This window comes from Micromonospora chokoriensis (assembly GCF_000718555.1).
In the GTDB taxonomy this organism is placed as follows: Bacteria; Actinomycetota; Actinomycetes; order Mycobacteriales; family Micromonosporaceae; genus Micromonospora; species Micromonospora chokoriensis_B.
This window is the reverse complement of the sequence record NZ_JOAN01000024.1, coordinates 110,602-130,436: the sequence shown is the minus strand read 5'-3', so window position 1 is coordinate 130,436 and position 19,835 is coordinate 110,602. Positions and strand designations below refer to the sequence as shown.

Genomic DNA, 19,835 nt, shown 5'->3' with positions numbered 1-19,835 from the left:
GTGGGGTTACGGCTCTTCAGCTAGAGATGCTGTGCCGCAGCACCCTTCGGACCGCTCGTTCAACGGTCCGCAGTTCCTCTAGATCCGCGCCTTCGATTAGAGCCTCCGCAACGTTGTTCTCGACGCTCAACGAAGTGATTGAAATACCGTCGAGGACGTAAGCGTCGAGAACCCCTGAGAGCGCCTTGAGGTCTTCGGCAGTTGCCTCGAAGCTCACCTTGCCGATGGCTGCTGCCTCGAAAACAACCATCCCCACCAACTTCCCCGGATGTTCTGCAGGGTGAAATTGCCGGTCCTGACCTGCGACCGCCATCCGCACCGCTAGATCAACTGGATCGATGTTGGTCGCGTGCATCACGGCTTGGCGGTACAAGCGACCGCCCGGCCGCGGATTGATCTCCAGGATCTCCGTGGAACCGTCGGCTCGAGTACGCGCCTCGACATGTAGCCACAAACCGTCGAGAGCGAGGCTCTCGCTGAGGCGGTCGATCATCTTGGCGATTGTGGCTGCCGCGCCCTGGACCAACGTCGAGACCGGCGGCGATACGAGCAAGCCAGCGTCGTGATGCCGGATATCATCGTGATCGATCTTCTCCACGTGCAACAGCGGATGGAACGCTCCATCCAGCACCGGGCCATCCATGGATGATTCGATCCCGTCGATGAACTCTTCGACGACGATCTCGGTGTCCGCTGCGAGCTGGGTGAGCAGGGTCGCGAGGCAAGCCTCGAACTGCGCGGGACTATCAGCCCGCATCACGGAGCGAGATCCTCCCGAGTCTCTCGACGGCTTCACGATCACGGGGTACTTTGCAACGTCCGCCGATGTAAGATCGCCGAGCCGGCCGCCGCCAAATGCAATCGAAGTCACGCCTACATCGAGCAGGGCCCGACGTGTCTCGAGCTTGCTCGCCAGGACCCGAAGTCCCCTCGTCGAACCAGGAAGCCCGTAGTGCTCCAGCAGGTCGCACTGCCAGGGGATCAGGGGCTCAACGAAGTTGATGACCGCTATCGGCTTCACGCCCTTCTGCGCGATCGACCGCGTGACGGTCGGCAGATCGGCCTCCCAATCGGTTACGACATGGGCATTGCAAAGGTTCCGATTACGATCATCCGGCAGAGCGGACACGAGAACTGATTGCAATGACAGCATCCGAAGGGCCGCGGCAACGTCTCTCACACCGCCCACTTGTCGGACAGAAAGAACCAGCGCATCGTTACTCATGACCCACTCCGATCAGTGCTTTGACGGTATTTGCTTTATAGAGATTCGGCATCGTCACGCGGACTTGCATTGAGATCGAACTCGACCAACAGGGGAGCCTAAGCTGAAGCGTCGCGTGATTTGAGCTGGACGACTCAAGCGCACAGCGCTGCGGCTACGGGACGTCGTAGAACAGCAGGGTCTCGTCAACAACGCCCTGACGATCTTCGGAGGGCCGATGACGACGGGCGGGTCGAGGAAGATACCCCTCAATCGTCTGCATATCCAGATTGCTCAAGTACCTCGCATAGAAGCTCTCTGGCGCGGAGAACCACTCTGGCCGAAGGGCGCGATTGACGATGATGTCCTTGCAGAGCATCATGAAGTAGAATGCGCGCGCGGCCGGCGAGGCCGACGAGGGGGACTCGACATCGCCCTCTTCCAAAATCACCACCGATCCCATGGGGGCGATACGCTTCAGTCCAGCGCCAAACTCGGACCACCGTAATTCGGGAAACACGTGATGCAGCGTCCAAAAGGCCAAAATTACGTCGAATGCTGGACCGTCAGCCTCTTCCAACTCGTTCAGTCGGAGATCAGTGACGTCAGAATTTTGGATCCTGCTAAACGGGTTGTAACGAAAGATGGTCGCTTTTTTGCAGATTCCCAATTCGAGGAGATGCTCGGCCACCCTGCGTTCATCCGTACACGAGTCGGCTCCGTATCCGAGGATATTGATCGAGTCCCGAGCAGGCAAGGTCGAAAGGTGCCCCAATATCGTCGCGGTGCGAGCCTGGTCGCGGGCATCGGTTTTCTCGAAGAAGGCCTTGGTTGATACCTGCGACGGCTGGTCGAGATTGTCTCCGATAAGCTGTTGGATCAGTTCCCGTTCAACGGCTTCACCTGAGAGGAATCGCGTCAACAGCTCGGCGCGCTGGGCGACGAAACGCCTCGCCATGCTGCAGTACTCGTCGCCAATCACCGGATAGAGCCGAAACGTTCCAAGCCTCCGACATCGGCTTTCCATATCCGACGACTCGATCATTTCTAGAATATCTCGCGGCGTAAGACTGCTCGGTCCAAAAATGAGGTCCGAGTTACTCATCGTCTTCTGCACGGCGCTGACCCCTTTCCCTTGGCATTCCTTGGTGCTGGCGAAACACCAGCTGAGATTTCCGGTGAACCCTTTGTGATCGACGAATGCTGCCTGTGCGTCGAGGCCCGCCATTTCGTTGACTGGAGCTCGTAGACGCCGCAGCTCGCCCCGAATTCAGTGAAAAGGTGGCCCTGGCCCGATCGGGCAATTTGTGTTAGCTGAGCGTTGGCGCACCAAACCACGCGCCAGATCGCCCGCCATTCGGAGCGACCCACTCTGCCGCGCACCGCTCGTTGAAGTCGACAGGTTCACCGCCCGGCCAAAATGTTCAGAGTGGCCACGGTGTCATTCAACAACTGCGCGGCTGTACGAGGGTCAACACCATCCTCACGATGCAGCAAAATCAGCTCCCACCCTCCGTCGGGCTGCGGCACCGCTTCGAACATCAACTCCAGGGCTGTCGCCGGCGGTGGAATCCGCACCGCTTGCAAGCTCAGGTCCGGCCCGAGTTGACGGCTGGGCGGCTGCTGTTGGAGAACGACCCAGATCTGGAACCAGGGATGCCGGTCACGGGGAGGGCCGAGTGCCCGGACGAGTTCGTCGAATGGCGTTCGAGCGTGCGCGAGTCCTGCCACGACCTGCTTCGCGGATCGCTTGAGTAGTGACTCCGGCGCGTCGTCCCGGGCCGACGGAAGCGGCACCACCAGCGGGTTGACGAAGTACCCCACCAACGGCTCGAGCGCAGCGTCCGGCCGGCCCGCCGTCACCGTCCCCAGGCAGACGTCGGGGACGTCGAACCGGCGGGCCACTGCCTGCCCGACGGCCGCCAGCAAAGTCGCCACTCCGGGGCCACCATGGCGTCCGGCCGCCTGGTGCAGCCGTCTGACAGCCTCGGCCGGTACCTTCGCGGTCAACTCCCGTCGAGGCGCCTCCTGAATGCTCGCGGGGGGAGGCAGCACTGGCTCCGGCACCTTGGCCAAGGTTCGACGCCAGAACGGCAGCTCCGCACGCAACCACAGCTCAAGCGAGGTCCGTTCCCAGCGGCTGTACTCCGCGTAGGAGGGCCACGCCGTGACGTTGGGGACCTGGCCCAGTAGATACGCCGTGTAGACGTCGGCCAGATGATCGATCAGCCGGTTCTCCGACCACCCGTCGAAGCAGACATGGTGAACCTGCAGGCACAGCAACCACCGGCCCTCCCCCAAATCGGCAACCCGGGCACGAATCGGGAGCTCCTTTTCGAGGTCGAACGGCCGTTGCCACCAGTTATCGGTGGCCAGGCGAGCCGCCGCGGCCACCCCCAGTTCCCCCGACCCGGGCGGCAACATCACCCGCTCCAGCTGTAGGCGGAGGGCCCCGTCCGGCAGGACGTGCTGCTCGGGCGCCTCGCTCGCCCAGTGGTAGACGGTGCGCAGCGCGTGGTGCCTGGAGACCATCTCCCGCAGCGCCGACTCCAGCAGCCCTTCGTCGATCTTCCCAGTGAGCAGGTAGGCGAGCACGACCATGTTGTCCGCGCTGGCCGGCGACATCTGCTCAGCCATCCAGAACCGCGTCTGAGCATGCGACAAGGGCGCGGGGCCGATGTCACCTCCGGTCCCGCCGAACCCGCCGGACGGCGGGGCCGTTTCGGCGGCGGCCCGGATCTCGGCAAGGCTGCCCAGCCGGTAGATGTCGGCCACGGTCGTGAGGGCGCCCAGCCAGGCCTCCGTGCGGGCGGCGAGCCGGACCGCGTCCAGCGACGTGGCACCCGCCGCGAAGATGTTGTCCTCGGCTTCCAGCTGGGGCAGGTCCAGCAGCTCACGCACCTGGTCGAGGAAGATGTCGCCGGACGCCACCGCCGGCGCTGACGGGGACGCCGTACGGACCGCGGCGAGGTGGTCCGCCAGCAGTAGCGCGGCGGCATCCGGATCGGACTTGCCGGTGGCGCCAAGGGGAAGCCGGTCGACCTGGTGCAGCACGGTCGGGATCATGGCGTTGAGCAGGTGGGGTGCCGCGACGGCGCGCAGCTCTCCTGCGTCGATCGTCGCACCGTCGGTGCTCACGTAGAGGAATCCCACCTGGGGCTGGCCTGCGGTGGGCTCCAGCCGGACCACGCAGCAGGCAGCCACGCGTGGATGCGATTCCAGAACCGCCTCGACCTCGCCCGGCTCGATCCGTACTCCATTGATCTTGAACTGCCGATCGGCCCGGCCCCGGTAGCGCAGATTCCCCTCGGCGTCGAGGCTCGCGACGTCCCCGGTCCGGTAGTGCCGGACTCCGTCCAGGTCGAAGAAGCGGCGGGCGGTCTCGTCGGGTGCCGCGAGGTAGCCGGTCGCGAGTCCGTCGCCGGAGAGGGCCACCTCGCCGGGCTCGTCGCGGCCCACGCGGCGTCCCTCCGCGTCGACCAGCGCCACGCCGGTGTACGGAATCGGCCGTCCGATGGGGACGTCCGCGCCGGGGCTGGAGACGTCGGCGGGCCGGATGACATGGGTGGTCGCGAAGATGGTGCACTCGGCAGGGCCGTAGCCGTTGACCACCTGCACCGCCGGAAAACGATCGAGGATCGTTCGTACGTGCCGTGGCGAGACCCGTTCCCCGCCCACCAGCAGCAGCCGCAACCGCCCGAGGAGGTCGGGTGCCTCCTCCGCGAAGAGATTGAACAGCGAACTGGTCAGCCACAGGGTGTTCAGGCCTCGCCTGAGGGCCTTCCGCAAGGCGTCGGCGTCCAGCACGTCGCTACGTCGGTCGAGCAGCACGCAGCGGCCGCCGTTGAGCAACGGCCCCCACAGTTCCATTGACGCCGCGTCCCAGGCCAGCGGCGCAGCCTGGAGAAAGACGGTCTCCCGGTCGAGCGGAACCGTGGGACACCCAACCAGCGTGCGGATCGTCCCCCGGTGGGGGGAGAGCACCCCCTTTGGGCGCCCGGTCGAGCCCGAGGTGTAGAAGACACAGGCTGGCGCTCGGCCATCGAGGTCCATGGGCAGGGCTGGCCGATCAGGCCCGGCCGGCATGTCGGACGGATCGAGGAGTGACAGGTCGGAGCCGGACCGGTCGGTCCCGATCTGGAGACGCGCGCCACAGTCCCGGAGCACGTCGGCGCGGCGCGCGGACGGCCAGGCCGGATCCATGGCGATGTAGGCGGCACCGGCGGTCAAGACCCCGAGAAGCGCCACCACGAGGTCGGTCGAGCGGCCCAGGCACACGGGCACGACGTCGCCCGGCCCGATTCCTTCCTTCGCCAGCCGTGCCGCGACGGCATCAGCGGCCGCGACCAGTTGCGCGTAGCTCAGTCGTTCGTCACCCTGCTCCAGTGCGACGGCGTCGGGCCGCAGCGCGGCGTGGTGAGCGATGACGCGCTCGATGCGGTCGCCGTGCTCGTAGGCGTCACTGGGGGCCCCGACGAGCAGCGGCACGGCGTCCCTCACCGAATCTCCACCGGCAGCGACGTGGTGCCGAGGATGAAATTGGAACGCAGGCGGCGGACCTCACCCGCGAGTGCGAAGCGCCCGCTGATCGGGATCAGCCGCTCGAAGAGGAGCAGCAGCTCTGTCTGGGCGACCGGGGCGCCGATGCAGCGGTGGATCCCGGCGCCGTAGGACAGATGACGGTTCGGGCTGCGGCCGACGTCGAAGAGGTGGGCATCGGGGAACTGGGTCTCGTCCCGGTTGGCCGAGACGTTCCACAGGGTCACCGACTCACCCGCGCGCAACAGGACGCCGTCCCGTTCGACGTCCTGCTTCACGACCCGCTGCACATAGGCGTTGACCGAGCCCCACCGGAGCATCTCCTCCACCGCGCTCGGCAACAGATCGGGTGACTGCCGGAGCCGCTCGTACTGCTCGGGATGGGCGATCAGCGCCTCCAGTCCCAGACAGGCGGTGTAGGAGGAGGTCTCGTTGCCGCCCACAGCCACGTTCATGCAGTTGTAAAAGATGTCCTCCTCAGACAGTGGGCGGCCGTTGAGCCGCGCCCGGCTGAGCACGGAGAGCAGGTCGTCGCCCGTACGGGTCCGGCGCTGCGCCAACAACTCGGCGAAGAACTCGAAGATTTCAGCCTGCAACCAGGCCAACCGCAGCTTCTGGTCTCCGCCGGTGTCCACGAACGTCTCATCCCGGAAGCCGACCATGCGGCGGGTCAGCCCGATGAGGTGGTGCGCCTCCGCATGGTCGATGCCCATGACGACCATCAACGCGCCCGCCGGCAGCTCGGTGGCGATCTCGGTGGCCACGTCGGCGCCGCCCTGCGCCACCATCCGCTCGACGGCGGCGTCGATCAGGACGCGAACCTGCTCGGTCACCCGAGCCACTACCGAGGCGGCGAGAGCCGGGTGGATCTGCTGCTTGAGCAGACGGTGCCGGGGCAGGTCCGAGGCGACGAGCATCCGGTTACCGGCGGTGTCGTCCTCGCTGCGGAACGACCCGCCGAGGATGGCGCCGCGGGCGGAGCCGAAGAGGGCGTGTTCCCGATACGCCCACAGGACGTCGTCGTACCGGGTCAACGCCCAGAACGTATTGCCGTCGCCACCCTCGTTGCGGTAGATCGGCGCGTGCGCGCGGAGCCACTCCAGGGCTTCCGTGTGCTTGCCGTCGACGAAGAGCTCGACATCGGTCAGGTCGATTCCGGGATTGTTCGTCACAGCAGCGCCCCGCCCTTCTTCAGTTCGTCGATCCGGGCCGCGAGGTCGGCCAGGACGCTGTTGCGCAGGATCACGCTGTACTCGACCGGGACCGCAAACTCCCGTTTGATCCGGCTGTTCATCCGGAAGGCCAGCAGGGAGTGGCCGCCCAGGCTGAAGAAGTCATCGTTGCCGCTGACCGACTCGATGCCGAGCAGTTCCTCCCACAGGGCGGCGAGGTAGCTCTCGGTCCCGGTGGTCGGGGCGACGTAGCGGTCCTGCCGGCCGCGGTGCTCCTCCAGCAGCCGTTGCAGCGCAACCGGGTCGCGCTTGCCGTGGTCGTTGCTGGGGATCTCCGACAGCTGCACGAGATGGCTGGGCACCATGAAGTCGGGCATCTCGGCCTCGGCGTACTCCCGTAGCCGCTTCGCGGTCAGGGTGCCGCCGAGAACGACGAACGCCACCAGGTGCTTGTTGTCCCCCGACCCGGAGGCGAGCACCGCGACCTCCTGCACGTCCCGGTGTCGGGTGAGCGCGCGCTCGACCTCACCCGGCTCCACCCGGTATCCGCGGATCTTGAGCTGGTCGTCCGCGCGGCCGACGAATTCCAGAACGCCGTCCGGGTTCCACCGGGCCAGGTCACCAGTGCGGTACAGCGGCGTCGCACCGTCCGGGAACGGGCTCGGCACGAATCGCTCGGCGGTCAGCTCGGGTTGCCCGAGGTAGCCCCGCGCCACACCCGGTCCGCCGACGTGGATCTCGCCGATCTGACCGGGGGCCGCTGGGCACATCTCCGGGGTCAGGACGTGCACGGTCACCCCGGCCAGCGGACGTCCGATGGGGACGCTGTCGAGTTCCGCCTCGGCCTTCGTCACCCGCTGCAACGTGCACGCGGTGGTGATCTCGGCGGGTCCGTAGAGGTTGTACAGCTCGCCACGGAAGTCACCGTCGAGCAGTTCGCGGCAGGCGGCTGGCAGCAGCACGTCGCCGCCGGCCTGGAGGATGCGCAGGGAGGCGAAGGCGTCCCGGTCCTCGCGGACGACCTGGTTGATCACCATGGTCGGCACCAGCATCGCGGTGATCCGCCGCCGCTTCATCTCCCGACGAAAATCGGCCGCCAGAAGGTCGGGGACTGGGGGCAGGATGACCACCTCGGCACCGTGCGCGAGCGTCGACCACATCTCGAAGTGGAACGCGTCGAAGGAGAGGCTGGAGATCTGTCCGGTGCGGTCCTCGGGGGTCAGGGCGGGCAGCGACGGATTCGTGGCGAACGAGCAGATGTTGCGGTGTTCGAGGACGATGCCCTTGGGCTGCCCGGACGAGCCCGAGGTGAACAGGATGCTCGCCGCCCACTCCGGTTCCACGCGGACGCGCGGCTCCGCCTCGGGTCCCGGGTCGGCCGCCGCGGCGCTGCGGAAGCCGACGACGTCCAGATCGAGATGGGCGAGGCGGTCCTCCCACTCGGGCCGGGTGACCACGAGCCGGGGGTCGCTGCTGGACAGCATGTGGTCGCGGCGGGCGTCCGGGTACCGGGTGTCCACGGCAACGTAGGCACCGCCGGCCTTCAGGATCCCGAGGATCGCGACGAGGACGTCGACGGACCGGTCGAGATACAGACCGACCCGGTCCTGCGCGCGGACGCCGCGTGCGCGCAGTTGCGCGGCCAACTGATCGGCGCGTCCGTTCAGCTCCGCGTAGGTGAGGGTCTGCTCGTCGTCGCTCACCGCCGGGCGCTGTGGGTGTCTGACGACGTTCGCGGCGAACAGACCCGTCAGGGTCGAGACTTGGTCCGGACTGTTGGTGCTCGGCATCGGGTTCTCCATCGCAAAGGCTCTGCTGGCTGTCGGGTCTGCGTCGGTCGTGGTCGCGGGCTCAGACATGGATCCACACGGTCCTGGTCAGGCAGCGCACCGCGCCGTCGGCAGCCAGCAGGATCTTGAAAGGCTGCACGTCGGGAATGGTCAGGTCGGCGTCACTGGTGCCGACGAAGGTGGTGGTCGTCCGTTCGCCGGGCCCCAGCGTGAGGGACCGGCTGTCCAGGATCCGGCAGTGGAGACGATCCTCGTGAGCAAAGGCCGTGCCGAGGGCGACGTCGAGTGGCCTGTCTGGTGGGGCCTGAATGGTCACGTCCACGGTGATCGGATCACCGCGGCGGGCCTCACCCTGGCTGCGGATCCCGACGTCGGCCGGGAACGCCTCCAGACCGGAGAGCACCTCGCCGCAGCGGACGCAGACTTCGTATCGCAGCGCCGGCCCGGCGCCACCGGCGGGCCGGACCCGGTGTCGGATGGTGGAGCGGCCAGCGCACTGCGGACACTTGTGTGTCTCCTCATCGGTCTCCGACTGCCACGGTTCGGGCCAGCCGTCGACGAAGCTGTAGAAGGTCCTGCTCGCCCACCTGATCTCCTTGTCGATCATCCGGTACTGAATCTCCGCCAGCTTCCGCTCCGCCTCCGTGAAGGCGGCATCGGCGTCTCGCGCCGCCGTCAGGTCTGCGGCCTCCGCCCGGGCCCGCACCGCGCTGGACGCCATCCGGTGGGCGGTGTCGAGTTCCGCCGTGCTGACGTCGAGGCCAAGGCCGGCCAGACCGCGCAGCCGGTCCAGCCAAGGACGGAGTCGGCCGCTCCAGCGTCCGTCCAACCGGTCCGGCACCTGCGCAATCCGGCCACCGGACCGACCAAGAACTGCCGTCAGCACCCAACTTGACGAGCCTGTCGCTCGTGGGACGACCAGCGGACCTCCGGCGTCCAGGGCCAGCAAGCCGGTGCCGGGCACCAGCACGGCGGCGTCGCTGGCCAGCACTTCGACGCCGCCCTCGCCGTCGATTGGCGTCACCGTCTCCGCGGGGTGGAGGTCAACCGCCACCGGGGCCAGTCCAGCATCACCGAAGAGGGCAAGCTTCCCTACCGCCGCCGGATCGGCGAAGATCGCTCCGTTCATCTCGCTGAGCGCCTGACCGAGCGACGCACCCCTGCGTACCAGGGCACGGAACAGAGGGCCGGCGTGGGCGGCCCCCCCGCGGGTGCCCACGGCGCAGTTGACCGCCAGGGCGTTGCCCTCCAGCATGCTCAGCGGGATCGAGACGTCGGTGCGAATCCGAGCGCCGCCTGCGACGGCCGTCCGGCAACTGTCCAGCACGACAAACGCCGCCCGAATCTCCGCGCTGCGCAGGTGGTCACCGATCTTGACGTCACCCCGCCAGCATCGAGGGCCTTGCTGACAGGCGGTGGGATACTCGGTCCAGCTCGCGCCGAGCGACGGCTGCACACCCAGCAGCGGCCGTTCCTGCTGTCGACCGCAGATGCCACCGCCGTTGAGGTGCATGAGGCAGTCGCGGGCGTGGCCGCGACCGGCAAGCACGGCCGCCCCGGCGCCGAGGGCCGAACGCAGCCCGGTGGGTGTCAACCGGACGCCAGTCAGCCAGCCCGGCGCTGGGTCCTGGTCGGCGAAAGTGTCGAACGACACGTCGTGCATGGCCGCCATGACGGCCGGACCGTGCAGCACCGTCCTGGCGACCAGCTGAGTGGTGGCAGCGAGGTCACGCCCGACGAGCACGCCCAGTTGGGCGTCGTGGGGAACGGTAGCCAGCCGCTCGGGGGACAGCGCGGCGGGTTCCACCAGGACAGTCACTGGAGCGGTCCGGCTGGCCCGGACCGCCTCGTCGAGGTCACCGTGGTGCAGGGGTCGTCCCGTCGCGCGGGCGAGCACCTGCGCCGCCGCGCTCAGCCCGCTGGCGCAGCACCAGACAGACCCCCGCCAGTGCCTCGGATCGTGGTCGACCACAGTCGGATAGGACAGCAGGCTGCCGGTGGTGCCGTCCGACCGGCGCAGGATCGGCAGCGGTGCGGCCAATCCGTCGACGTCGGCCGCCCGCCGCGCATATTCGGCCTCGTCAACGACGACTGCCACCCGGGTCGGCTGGCTCGCCGTAGCATCAATAGTGATCATGATCTTTGCCCTTCGGCCTTGATGGGAAGCGGCAGGTGGCCTAGATCAGGGAGGAGAAGCCGCAGCGATCCGGCGGACAGCCGCGCTCTTCGGATGGCTGACTCGGCCGCGGGGTTTCTCTGGGGGTACCCAAAGTCCATCGATGCACGGGGCGCGCCAAGACAGGGTGCCGGGCCTGTCCCCGGGAGGGATGTGGGTTGCGGTCACGGGAGATGCCGAGCCGGTGCTGCTGCCTCAAGCTAGATCCGCCTTCATCCATGACGCCCGACCGCCGCTCGGCGCAGGGGAGTCATATTGAGGGCGGCGGCAACGTGTTGGAGCACCGCGGGTTCCGCCTGATGGAGAAAGAAGTGGTCCCCGATGAACGACGTCGTCGCGAAGGCGCCGCGGGTACGCTGCGCCCACCCGGCGGCGGCCAGGTCCGGCCGCGGACCGTCCGAAGTCCCCCACAGCGCGTCAATCGCGCAGTCGACAGCCGCATCTGTCTCTGGCTGGTAGGTCTCCGTCAGCCGAAAGTCCGCACGAAGGATGGGCAGGTACAACCTGACCAGTTCGGGATCGCGGAGGAACTGGGGCGGTGTGGCGCCGAAGCCCTTCAGAAGCTCCAGGAACTCGCCGTCGGGCAGCTGGTGATAGCGGGGTCCCGCAGTGTCCGGAGCGCGGGATGCGGAGGCGAACAACCGGCGAACCGGACGCCCGGCGGCCTCTAGTCGCTGGGCCGTCTCGAATCCAATCAGCGCGCCCAGGCTGTGGCCGAAGATTGCCACGTCGCCGTCAGGCAGTTCCCGGATCTGTCTGGCCAACCGGTCGGCCACCTCGGCCATGCTGTCCGGCAGGTGCTGGCCGACGCCGCGCCCCCGCCCCGGTAGCTGGACGATGTGGACGTGAAGCTGACCCAACGCTGTGGGCCAGCGTCGGAAGGCCTGGAGGCTGCCACCGGCGTACGGGATGCACACGAGGTGGGTTCCTCCGGTCGCCCGAACAATGCTCCTGCCCCCACCATCTGCAACGGGGTTGGCGATCATGAACCGATCTCGCCGTCGAACGTCACGACCATGGCTGCGGTGATCCGGCGGCCGTTGGTCAAGGTCGACGGTGTCACCGTCCCGGCAGTAGTTCCCGCAGAAGTTGGCTGTGCGGGTGAGCTGCGCGGCAGGGGCGTCGGCCTGTCAGGAGGTCGCGGGGTCACCGCCTGCCAGGTCGCCCAACGCCGAAAGGAACCGCTGAGAGTCGGCATCCGTCCTGGGCCCCGCAAGCGGGTCTGGCGGTGATCGTCTCGCGACGGCCGTGCCCAGCTCGGCGTCGAGGTGACCGACAACCGATCTATCGAAAGCCAAATAGATAGCGGCGGTGCCGTCCGTGCGGCGGCATTGCATCTGGATCCGGCGAGTCTGGTGAACGAAAGAAACAAGCAGTCTGGTAGGACCAGGACGGCTTGAAACATGGGAATACGGCTGCGATGACTGCTTTGGAAAACCGCGTCCAGTACGCATGCGGATAGGCTGTGGCGGTGATCATCACCGCCTCGAAGCGGACTGGGAACCGCTTCGAGGAGGGCCGAGAATAGATTTTCACCATTCGATCGGCTTGAAGATGGCGGTGGGTCGCCGAGCATTTCGGTGACGTCGTGGCTTTCCACGCCATGAGCAACCATGGGCATATTTACGACGACGTCCGATTGCCCGTTGAAGCGGCGCAACCGTGCCTGGTGGGCAGCGAGGACCGAAGTTGTCATCTTTGCCCGGCGGTCCCGGTTGCGCAGTGCCGTCGACGTCTGCATCGGCAGGTCTCGGGCGACGGTCCCTGCAAACAACGAGCGTCCGGTCCGGTGCCGAAGAGTGATCGGAACCTTCCACCCTGTTGCAGCGGCCACCCGCTGAGGAGTCTGGACGGCCGTTTGGCGCCGCCGCATCCCGGGCGCCGGGACCCGATCGGGGCCAAAGGGGGTATTCCATCCCGCCACGCACGGGGCATCCAGGCGCCGGCCGAAGCGCTCGGCCGGCCGGAGACACCCCGGGCCGCCCGAGAGCCCGGTGGACCAGGTCCGGTGGTTGATGTTGTTGATCGGTGCGTCCGGCCACCTCCGCCCCAGCACCAAGACACATTTCTGCTGGGAACGGATCGGGCGGGTCACCATTGCGCCTTCCGCGCCTCGGCCATGCTTAACGGCGGAAAACAGCGCTGGCGATAATCGGCCTTCAAAAGAGCACATGAAACGAATGGGCGAGCGGTTTTAATTTGTTCCTCCCCCGTGGAGGTGTAGCCATTACCCGAACATGTTCGGTGTGACTCGGTTGCGTACCGAACGGCAAGTAGTGTTACACGGATCGACACCTCTGCCAGAGTGACCTGGATCACAACAAGCGGGCTTGTCGATTCGTGAATTTGTTGATTAACTGGCTGCTCGCACCTGGTTGCAGGTGTGCCAATGAACATCACGTAGCGCAGTCGCAATCCGGGGTCCACTGGAGTTCCTCCATGGCGGATCGGCGATTCGACCACGCGAATCGAGCGTCGCCAGGCCATAGACAGCTGCACTACTTCGAGTGGCGGCGAGACTCGGAAGCGGTAGTGGAGGACGCCTCATGGCCGCCGCGGGGGGGCCAGGAGCGACGCGCACGCCGGACGCCTGACTGGGCAGAACAACGGCGGGAATCACTGACAAGGCGCCGCACGTCATCGGAGAGTTCGCCTAGCGCTGGTCACTGAGAGTAGTGCAGACTCGGTGTCGGATGGGCTTAATAATCCTTTTTCATCCTTCGTGGCGGTTTGCTTCAACTTTGTGCAGAACGAGATGGCCTGCACGATCGGAGTCGCTCGCCGTGGGCAGCAGCGCAGCTTGGCCAGGCTCTTCCAAGTCTTGAGGGTGGCGATCGCGCGTTCGCGCGGGCGCGGAGTTTTCGCGTAGGCGCGGTTCACGCCTTCTGCCTACGTGACAGCTTTGGTCGGCAGCGGCGCCGCTTGAACGGTGTGCGCATGCTGCCGAGGGCTCCTTGGTAACCCTTGTCGGCGAAGGTTCATCACGTCTGCCCTGGTCAGCGCCTCGATGATGCCGTGGGTCCTGGCTGCGGTCAGGTTATGGACCGAACCGGGCAGCGCCGGTGAAGCCCAGACGAGCCGGCCAGCGGCATCGGCGATGACCTGCATGTTCACGCTGTGGCGTTTGTGCTTTCCGGAGTAGTAGGGCTTCTGCTTGGCGACCCGGTCGGTCGGGATCAGGGTGCCGTCCAGGATCGCGTACGCCAGCAGCCGGATGCGTCGCATCGCGGTGTCCAGGTCGTCGGCTGCAGAGCTGAGCAGGGCTATCGCCTCCTGGACGTAGCGCCAGGCGGTGGCGACGCCGATCTCGAAGCCGGCCGCGAGTCGGTGGCAGTCAACGCGGACGCCGCCCGGGCCGCGTTCGACGACCTGGCCGAGAAGTGGCGTGGCCGGTATCCGGCGGTGATCCGGTTGTGGGACAACGTCTCGGCCGAGTTCATCCCGTTCCTCGACTACGACCTCGAGATCCGCAAGGTCATCTGCTCGACCAACGCGATCGAGTCGTTGAACGCCCGCTACCGGCGGGCCGTGAAGGCCCGCGGCCACTTCCCCACCGAGCAGGCCGCGTTGAAGTGTCTGTACCTGGTGACCCGATCCCTGGACCCCACCGGAGCAGGCAGAACCCGATGGACGATGCGCTGGAAACCCGCGTTGAACGCCTTCGCCATCACTTTCAGCGACCGCTTCCCAGCCGCTGAAACCTACTAACCAAGATAGCCGGAAACACCGTTAGCGAGACAGCCCCCGCGCCTCGGCTCGCGGGTCGTCGGCAGCTCGCGTATTGAGTGGTACAGCCCGTCGATCGTCCGGTCAAGCAGGAATTTCCACCGCGCGAGGGCAGGCCACCGGCGATGACGCTCGAACGTCGTCGGGGAGGTGGGGCACGAGGGCGGGCTGGAGGTGACGCAGTTTCGTGTGCACCGTATTCCAGGTCCCTTGTGCTAGCCGCTCGACAGGACACCCGCAACTGTTGTGATTTTCGTTCGGGGTGACACGGGCGCGTACGCAGGCAAAGGCGTCGTTGCCAACGTCCGCGCGCAGCAGATGCCACCGACCGGCTTGCTGCTCCGCAGGTGTCGCGGCGAAGACCTCTGGAGTCTGGGGCAGGTACAGGTGGTTGCCGTGATGACGCAGAAGGTAGAGCCCATCGACCGGGTCGATCTCGTCGACGGCGGGCTGGTGGGTGGCCAGCCAAGTGACGGCTTCGGCGGCGGAGCCTGGCCCCCACAGGTATTGCGTCGGGACGCGAGTCGTGACGTATCGGGAGTCGAAGCGCTCGCCCTCGTAGCCGTCGGGCACCCCGCGGTACAGGATCCACCGGGTGGTGGGATCCTCATCTGCGGTAAGGTTCCCCGCCCGCGTGGACTCCTGGACGCCGGTGGCCGGGTTCCAGCCGACCGCGAGCGTCTCGCGTCGTACTGGCCCCGGGTAACACCTGCCGTCGGGAGTCGCGACGCCCCACAGTTGATTGATGAACTCGGCCAGGTTACGCAGAGCCAGTGTCGCGTCGACCGGGGTATGGATGTGATGTGGTCGGGCGTGCGCGAGGTAATTGCGCATCTTGACGATCACCTGCTCGCGATGTCGTGCCCGCTGTCCCCTCAGGAGTTCGTGCTGGCGTGCCCATGCGAACAGGTCAGCGAGCATGCCAGTGAAGCGCTTTGGCGCCCCACTCCCAGCGGGCAGGCGAAGTTTACGTCTGCGCAGATGCTTGGCGATGTCGTCGTAGTTGGTGCTGGTCAACGACTGTGGTCTGCCTTCGTCGTCGGTGAAGGGGATCACCCTGCCGTGGTAGAACTCGACGAATCGGGCACGTAGAGCGGGCTCGTAGAGGCCGATGGCAGCGTCAGCAACGACGGTGAACTGCTCGTAGTCGACCACACCCAAGCTGTGCTGGTCGCGCAGCCGCTCAAAGCTCACCTGAAGATCGCCAGACACGGCATCGTTCAGCACCGCTCCGGCGATCTGGGAGCGCTGAAAGGCAAGCGCATCATCCTCATGCAGAAGCCCGTCGAGGCTCAGCCCCATCGAGGTGAAGCGCAGCGTCCGCTCATCCGGCTTCGTCAACTCAGCGAACACGCCTACTCCCCATCATCCCTTCGGGCAACAGGACAGCATCTACCCCTGCAGGCGCAGCCGGCATCCCATATTCGGATGAAGAGACAACGCCCGTCCGGCGCCCCCTCGCCGTAACACTGATAGCGGGTAATTCACCACAGACGCCCTCCATCACAGGCGGGTGTTCGGCAGGTTGCCCGTGTCCCGGACAGCTCGCGTCGGAGCATTGTCGCGCCGCCCGGCCGCCGAGCGGCACACCGCCCTCTCAGTGTCTGGGGGCAGCGGCGGTTCGCGTAATCAGCTCGGCATAGTGGGTGTGGCGCTCGTCCACGTGCGTCTTGTCGCGAACGAGCGTGCCTTCTTCTGGGCGGTAGGTGTGCGTGGGCTGGTCCCGGAACGACAGCCAGTCGAATCGGCTGTTCACCCACGTGTCGTCGAAGATCAGGATGTTCGGCTGCGGATCGGGAACGTGGGCAAGGGTGAGCCTGGGGTACCGGCCGGCGAGTGCACGCAGCCGGCTGAGGGCATTGTTGCCGCTCTGCGCGGGCTCCTGGCCGAGGCCGTAGCCGATGCGCGCGGTCAAGCCGGACCTACGCAGCATGATCTCAAGCTTGGCCAGGAAGTCGCCGTTGACGACAGCGTCGCGTACGAACGGTGCGGCCAGCGGGAACCTAGTGCGGGCGGTGTTGAGCGCGGTCGTCAGCAGTTCCCGGTGCTCGAACAGCGGCACGGAGCGGACGGTCAGAGCTTCCAGCTCGCCGCGGGCGGTGACGCTCTCATGCTCCTCTGTGCCGGTCGCGGCCGCAGCGTGCGTGCTGTCGTCGGCCGGCAGCTAGACGCATGAGGTGGTGTCCGCAGCCGCTCCGGAGAGTAGTCGCGCTATCGCCTCCTCGCAGGCTTGGGAGGTGCTTCAGTAGGCGTTACCGCCTTCCTAAACCCGCATGTCGCAGATTCGAATCCTGTCCGAGGATGCCCGCGAATCGAGCAGATAACGCCTAATCGGACTCGCCACGCCCGCGTCGTCGCTTCGATCGCGCTGCCGGACCCACCGACGACCGCGGACGTGGCTGCCCGCCGCATACCAGCGCGGATAGAGGCCACCCCAACGGTTCGGCTGTCGACATCGCCGGTCCGCGCCACCTCAGCAGGGGTGCAGCACCCTTGGCCACCGTCTCGCCAGGTCTACCAGATATCGCGTACCGCAGCTGGAGGCCGCCTCCGCCGCTGCATGGGCAGACAGACTCAAGTGCTACCTCCTAGCCGAGAGTCAGTAGCTACTGGGGTGGACGTCCGGGCAGACCGGGTTACTCCCACTTGTTGGGGTCGACGTACGTATCGGTCTTCCTCAGGTAGGGCACGGCACGGGTCCACTCGCCAAGGAGATTGGCGAATCCGTCATCGTCGGTAGCCCAGACCTCACCCAATCCCACGGGCCCGGAGCCTGAGCGCGACTCGACCACCACCATGGGAGCGACCGGGTCGCTCGCCCGCTTGCTGCGCTGCTTCTGCGCCGGCCGCACGTACAGGATCCTCGAATGGACCTCATCAGGCTGCGGAAGGACCAAGTGCGCTTCAAGAGGGTCGTCGTCCGCCGTGGCTCTACCGCCACTGGCGATACATGCCGCGACGAGTTGCTCTATGCGTACCAACTGCTCGCGGGCGCCCCACCGGCGCGCTGGACTTGTTTCGAACATCCATGCCTGCACGATCCACCCGGCCGCGCCGTCTGGCAGCGGTCCAACCTCTCCGTTGCGCAACGACCGAGTCACCTCGCACATCTGCCATATCCGCGAGGACGCAAGCTCCGGATCACCCCCGGTCGGCAGTAACCGCAGCGCCTCGGCCCGTTCCGCCGCGTCGGCAGCGATCTCGTCCGCGATCGTCAATCGCTGGGTCCGTGGCAATGCACCGAACACCTCGGGCAGTTCGCCACCGAACAGCTCGACGAGATCCTTGTGGCTCCACGCCTCCGCGTGGCGGCTACCCTCATCGGCCATCAACGACACCGGGTCAATCGCAACCTCCGAGTCCCGCAGCGCCTCGACGAGGCGTTCGATCGCTTCCTCAATGGCCGGATGAGTATCGAGAAATGCCGCTGCGTCCCATGCGTCCTCAGAAAGCCGCGTGAGGACACTGGCGAGGCGGGCTGCGCGCTGCGGGTCGTCTATGGTGGTGATCTTGCAGCTTTGGTCGCACTCCTCGCCGGACCATGTCGCGATCACGGTGGTCCGGGGACCGGTGGGCAGAACGCTGTAGCTGGTCATCGCCAAGCTCCTAACGGGGCGCAGAAAGCCGCCAGGAACCCGCGCATCACCGCGATCGATCCTGGCGAACTAAGAATGATTTCCGGTAACCCCGCAGCACGACCGCAGCGCCGATCCGTACCGTCAGCATCACATGCCCGACCACGCAGACGCAACAACCTCCCGGCCGCAAGAAGCACGCGGACGCGATGACTCCCATCAGCACGTCAGAAGGGAAGGCAGTCGCCTACGCCAGGTCCCAGCGGACGCCCGGGACGAAGACGGCGGCGGCTGATGTTCGTGCCACCTCGACTTTGGTAAGCCAGTAGGTGTAGGGCTTGCCGTCTCTGAGGTGGTGCTCGCCGAGATCGCAGACGAGGTACTCCGCAGACTCGATGTGCTGCAGGCCGGCGGTCGACCATTCCTCGCTCTGCCGCCACTGCACCAGGCTGAATGGGTTGGGGATCACTATGCCGGTGACGAACTCCATCTCCGGGTCGATGCTGGTCCCTGATGTCACGATGTGGGCTATCGGCTCGATCGGGACCCTCATCCAGTCCGGCAGGTGGAGTACGCGGCGTGACCGTTCGGCGAGGGTGCGGAAGTAGGTGCCGTGGTGAACTCCGATCGACCGGCAGAGTTGGAGCAGCGGGCCGGTGTCGAGCGGGACACCGTGAAGTTGGATCGACAGGTGGGTCTGGGTCGCCCGCCGGTAGTCGTCTGCGCCGATGGTCGAGGTTAGGGTGTAGAAGCCCCCGTCGCAGTTGTCGACGTAGCAGAACTCCTCACTGTGATGCGCCTTAGGCGTGTCAGCCCGCGCTTTCCACTGGCTCAGTTCTGACGCAAACGCAGCGGCTCCGAACCCATGCCAGTTGGTTCGGGCCTGCTGGATGCTCCACCGGGCATCGGGCGACGTCCAACCAAGATCCGCGAGCTTGTCGATGACGGCGAGCACGTCACGTTCATCGAAGGCCGGCACGTCGACGTCGAGTGTGGCACCGCTTCCAGCGGCGATCACCCAATCCACGTCGACGACATCATGGGCAAAAGTGAATTGATCAAACCCGCCTCCACAGGCGAAGACCGGCGCGTCCGGCCGCCCTGCCGCAACAAAACGTGAGGCGGAGCCCGGAAGCGGCCGACGGGTCCGTGTCCGCCTTGGCTGCGCAGGTTCGTCAACGAGTGCCTTGCCATCGACCTGCAGCGCCTGCCTCTTCCGCCACAGCAGATGGGCCAACTGTTCTGGCCGCCGGGCGAGCCTGCGGATTTCCTCGCCTGAAAGCAGGAGAATCGGCTGGTGACGGTGGTCTGCGACCTCCGAGATGGCAGTGCCGGAGAATCCGGAGTTGCTGATGAGCAGACCGACGGTGCCGTTTGTCCTTCGGAGTCGGCTGCGGAGGCCGTCCACGTCGTCAATGTCTGCTCGGGCCGAGCGCCACTTGCACTCAATTAGATAGGTCTCGGTTGCCCGAGTTGCCAGGAGATCGGTTTGCCGGGGACGGGCGCTCCCCGCGTCCTTCGTGACCTCGAAATGGCTCGCGGCGAACAGCGCGGCGACGTAGTCCTCAAAGGCCCGTCCGCGCCGCTGCGGGTCCGTTATCGCCTCGATCCGGCTGTACTGCTCGTACAGGTCGGCCGCCGCCATCCGATCGC

General features: G+C 66.4%; 11 protein-coding genes and 2 pseudogenes. 1 reads left to right on the top strand and 12 read right to left on the bottom strand.

Features of this window, described 5'->3' with window-relative positions; genetic code table 11:
* Positions 1-16 precede the first annotated feature (16 nt).
* From IF46_RS0127310 to IF46_RS32875, 8 genes and pseudogenes are all read right to left on the bottom strand, one after another.
* On the bottom strand, positions 17-1,225 hold the full coding sequence (locus IF46_RS0127310; RefSeq protein WP_084598075.1) for an ATP-grasp domain-containing protein: 1,209 nt from the start codon (positions 1,223-1,225) through the stop codon (positions 17-19).
* Positions 1,226-1,379: 154 nt separating this feature from the next.
* Entirely contained in the window at positions 1,380-2,432 is a 1,053-nt protein-coding gene (locus IF46_RS0127305; RefSeq protein ID WP_157563523.1) for a hypothetical protein, read from the bottom strand.
* Between the two features lie 176 nt (positions 2,433-2,608).
* Entirely contained in the window at positions 2,609-5,704 is a 3,096-nt protein-coding gene (locus IF46_RS0127300) for a non-ribosomal peptide synthetase (protein ID WP_084598074.1), read from the bottom strand.
* Positions 5,701-6,915 (bottom strand): cytochrome P450, encoded by a 1,215-nt coding sequence (locus tag IF46_RS0127295; protein WP_030491255.1) that lies wholly within the window; start codon positions 6,913-6,915, stop codon positions 5,701-5,703. The genes IF46_RS0127300 and IF46_RS0127295 overlap by 4 nt, the downstream gene beginning before the upstream one ends.
* The gene (locus IF46_RS32880; protein WP_084598079.1) at positions 6,912-8,705 is read right to left on the bottom strand and encodes a non-ribosomal peptide synthetase; all 1,794 of its coding nucleotides are present in this window, start codon (positions 8,703-8,705) and stop codon (positions 6,912-6,914) included. The genes IF46_RS0127295 and IF46_RS32880 overlap by 4 nt, the downstream gene beginning before the upstream one ends.
* Before the next feature lie 61 nt (positions 8,706-8,766).
* Positions 8,767-10,842 carry a hypothetical protein gene (locus IF46_RS0127285; protein WP_157563519.1) on the bottom strand — a complete coding sequence of 692 codons (2,076 nt, stop codon included), beginning with the start codon at positions 10,840-10,842 and terminating at the stop codon, positions 8,767-8,769.
* A 251-nt stretch (positions 10,843-11,093) separates the two neighbouring features.
* Positions 11,094-11,798, bottom strand: a complete 705-nt coding sequence (locus IF46_RS0127280; RefSeq protein WP_051724215.1) for a thioesterase II family protein — start codon at positions 11,796-11,798, stop codon at positions 11,094-11,096.
* Between the two features lie 1,796 nt (positions 11,799-13,594).
* Positions 13,595-14,208: pseudogene (locus IF46_RS32875) on the bottom strand (transposase family protein); the annotation flags it as partial.
* A 3-nt stretch (positions 14,209-14,211) separates the two neighbouring features.
* On the opposite strand from IF46_RS32875, the pseudogene IF46_RS34035 reads away from it, so the two are divergent.
* Positions 14,212-14,589 (top strand): annotated as a pseudogene (locus IF46_RS34035) (transposase); the annotation flags it as partial.
* 102 nt (positions 14,590-14,691) lie between these two features.
* On the opposite strand, the gene IF46_RS0127265 reads toward IF46_RS34035, so the two are convergent.
* From IF46_RS0127265 to IF46_RS0127250, 4 genes are all read right to left on the bottom strand, one after another.
* On the bottom strand, positions 14,692-15,960 hold the full coding sequence (locus IF46_RS0127265) for a hypothetical protein (protein ID WP_051724214.1): 1,269 nt from the start codon (positions 15,958-15,960) through the stop codon (positions 14,692-14,694).
* Between the two features lie 244 nt (positions 15,961-16,204).
* Positions 16,205-16,669, bottom strand: a complete 465-nt coding sequence (locus IF46_RS0127260; protein ID WP_030491250.1) for a hypothetical protein — start codon at positions 16,667-16,669, stop codon at positions 16,205-16,207.
* Between the two features lie 574 nt (positions 16,670-17,243).
* Positions 17,244-18,203 (bottom strand): hypothetical protein, encoded by a 960-nt coding sequence (locus IF46_RS0127255; RefSeq protein ID WP_030491249.1) that lies wholly within the window; start codon positions 18,201-18,203, stop codon positions 17,244-17,246.
* A gap of 226 nt (positions 18,204-18,429) precedes the next feature.
* Positions 18,430-19,827 (bottom strand): restriction endonuclease, encoded by a 1,398-nt coding sequence (locus tag IF46_RS0127250; RefSeq protein ID WP_030491248.1) that lies wholly within the window; start codon positions 19,825-19,827, stop codon positions 18,430-18,432.
* Positions 19,828-19,835 lie beyond the last annotated feature (8 nt).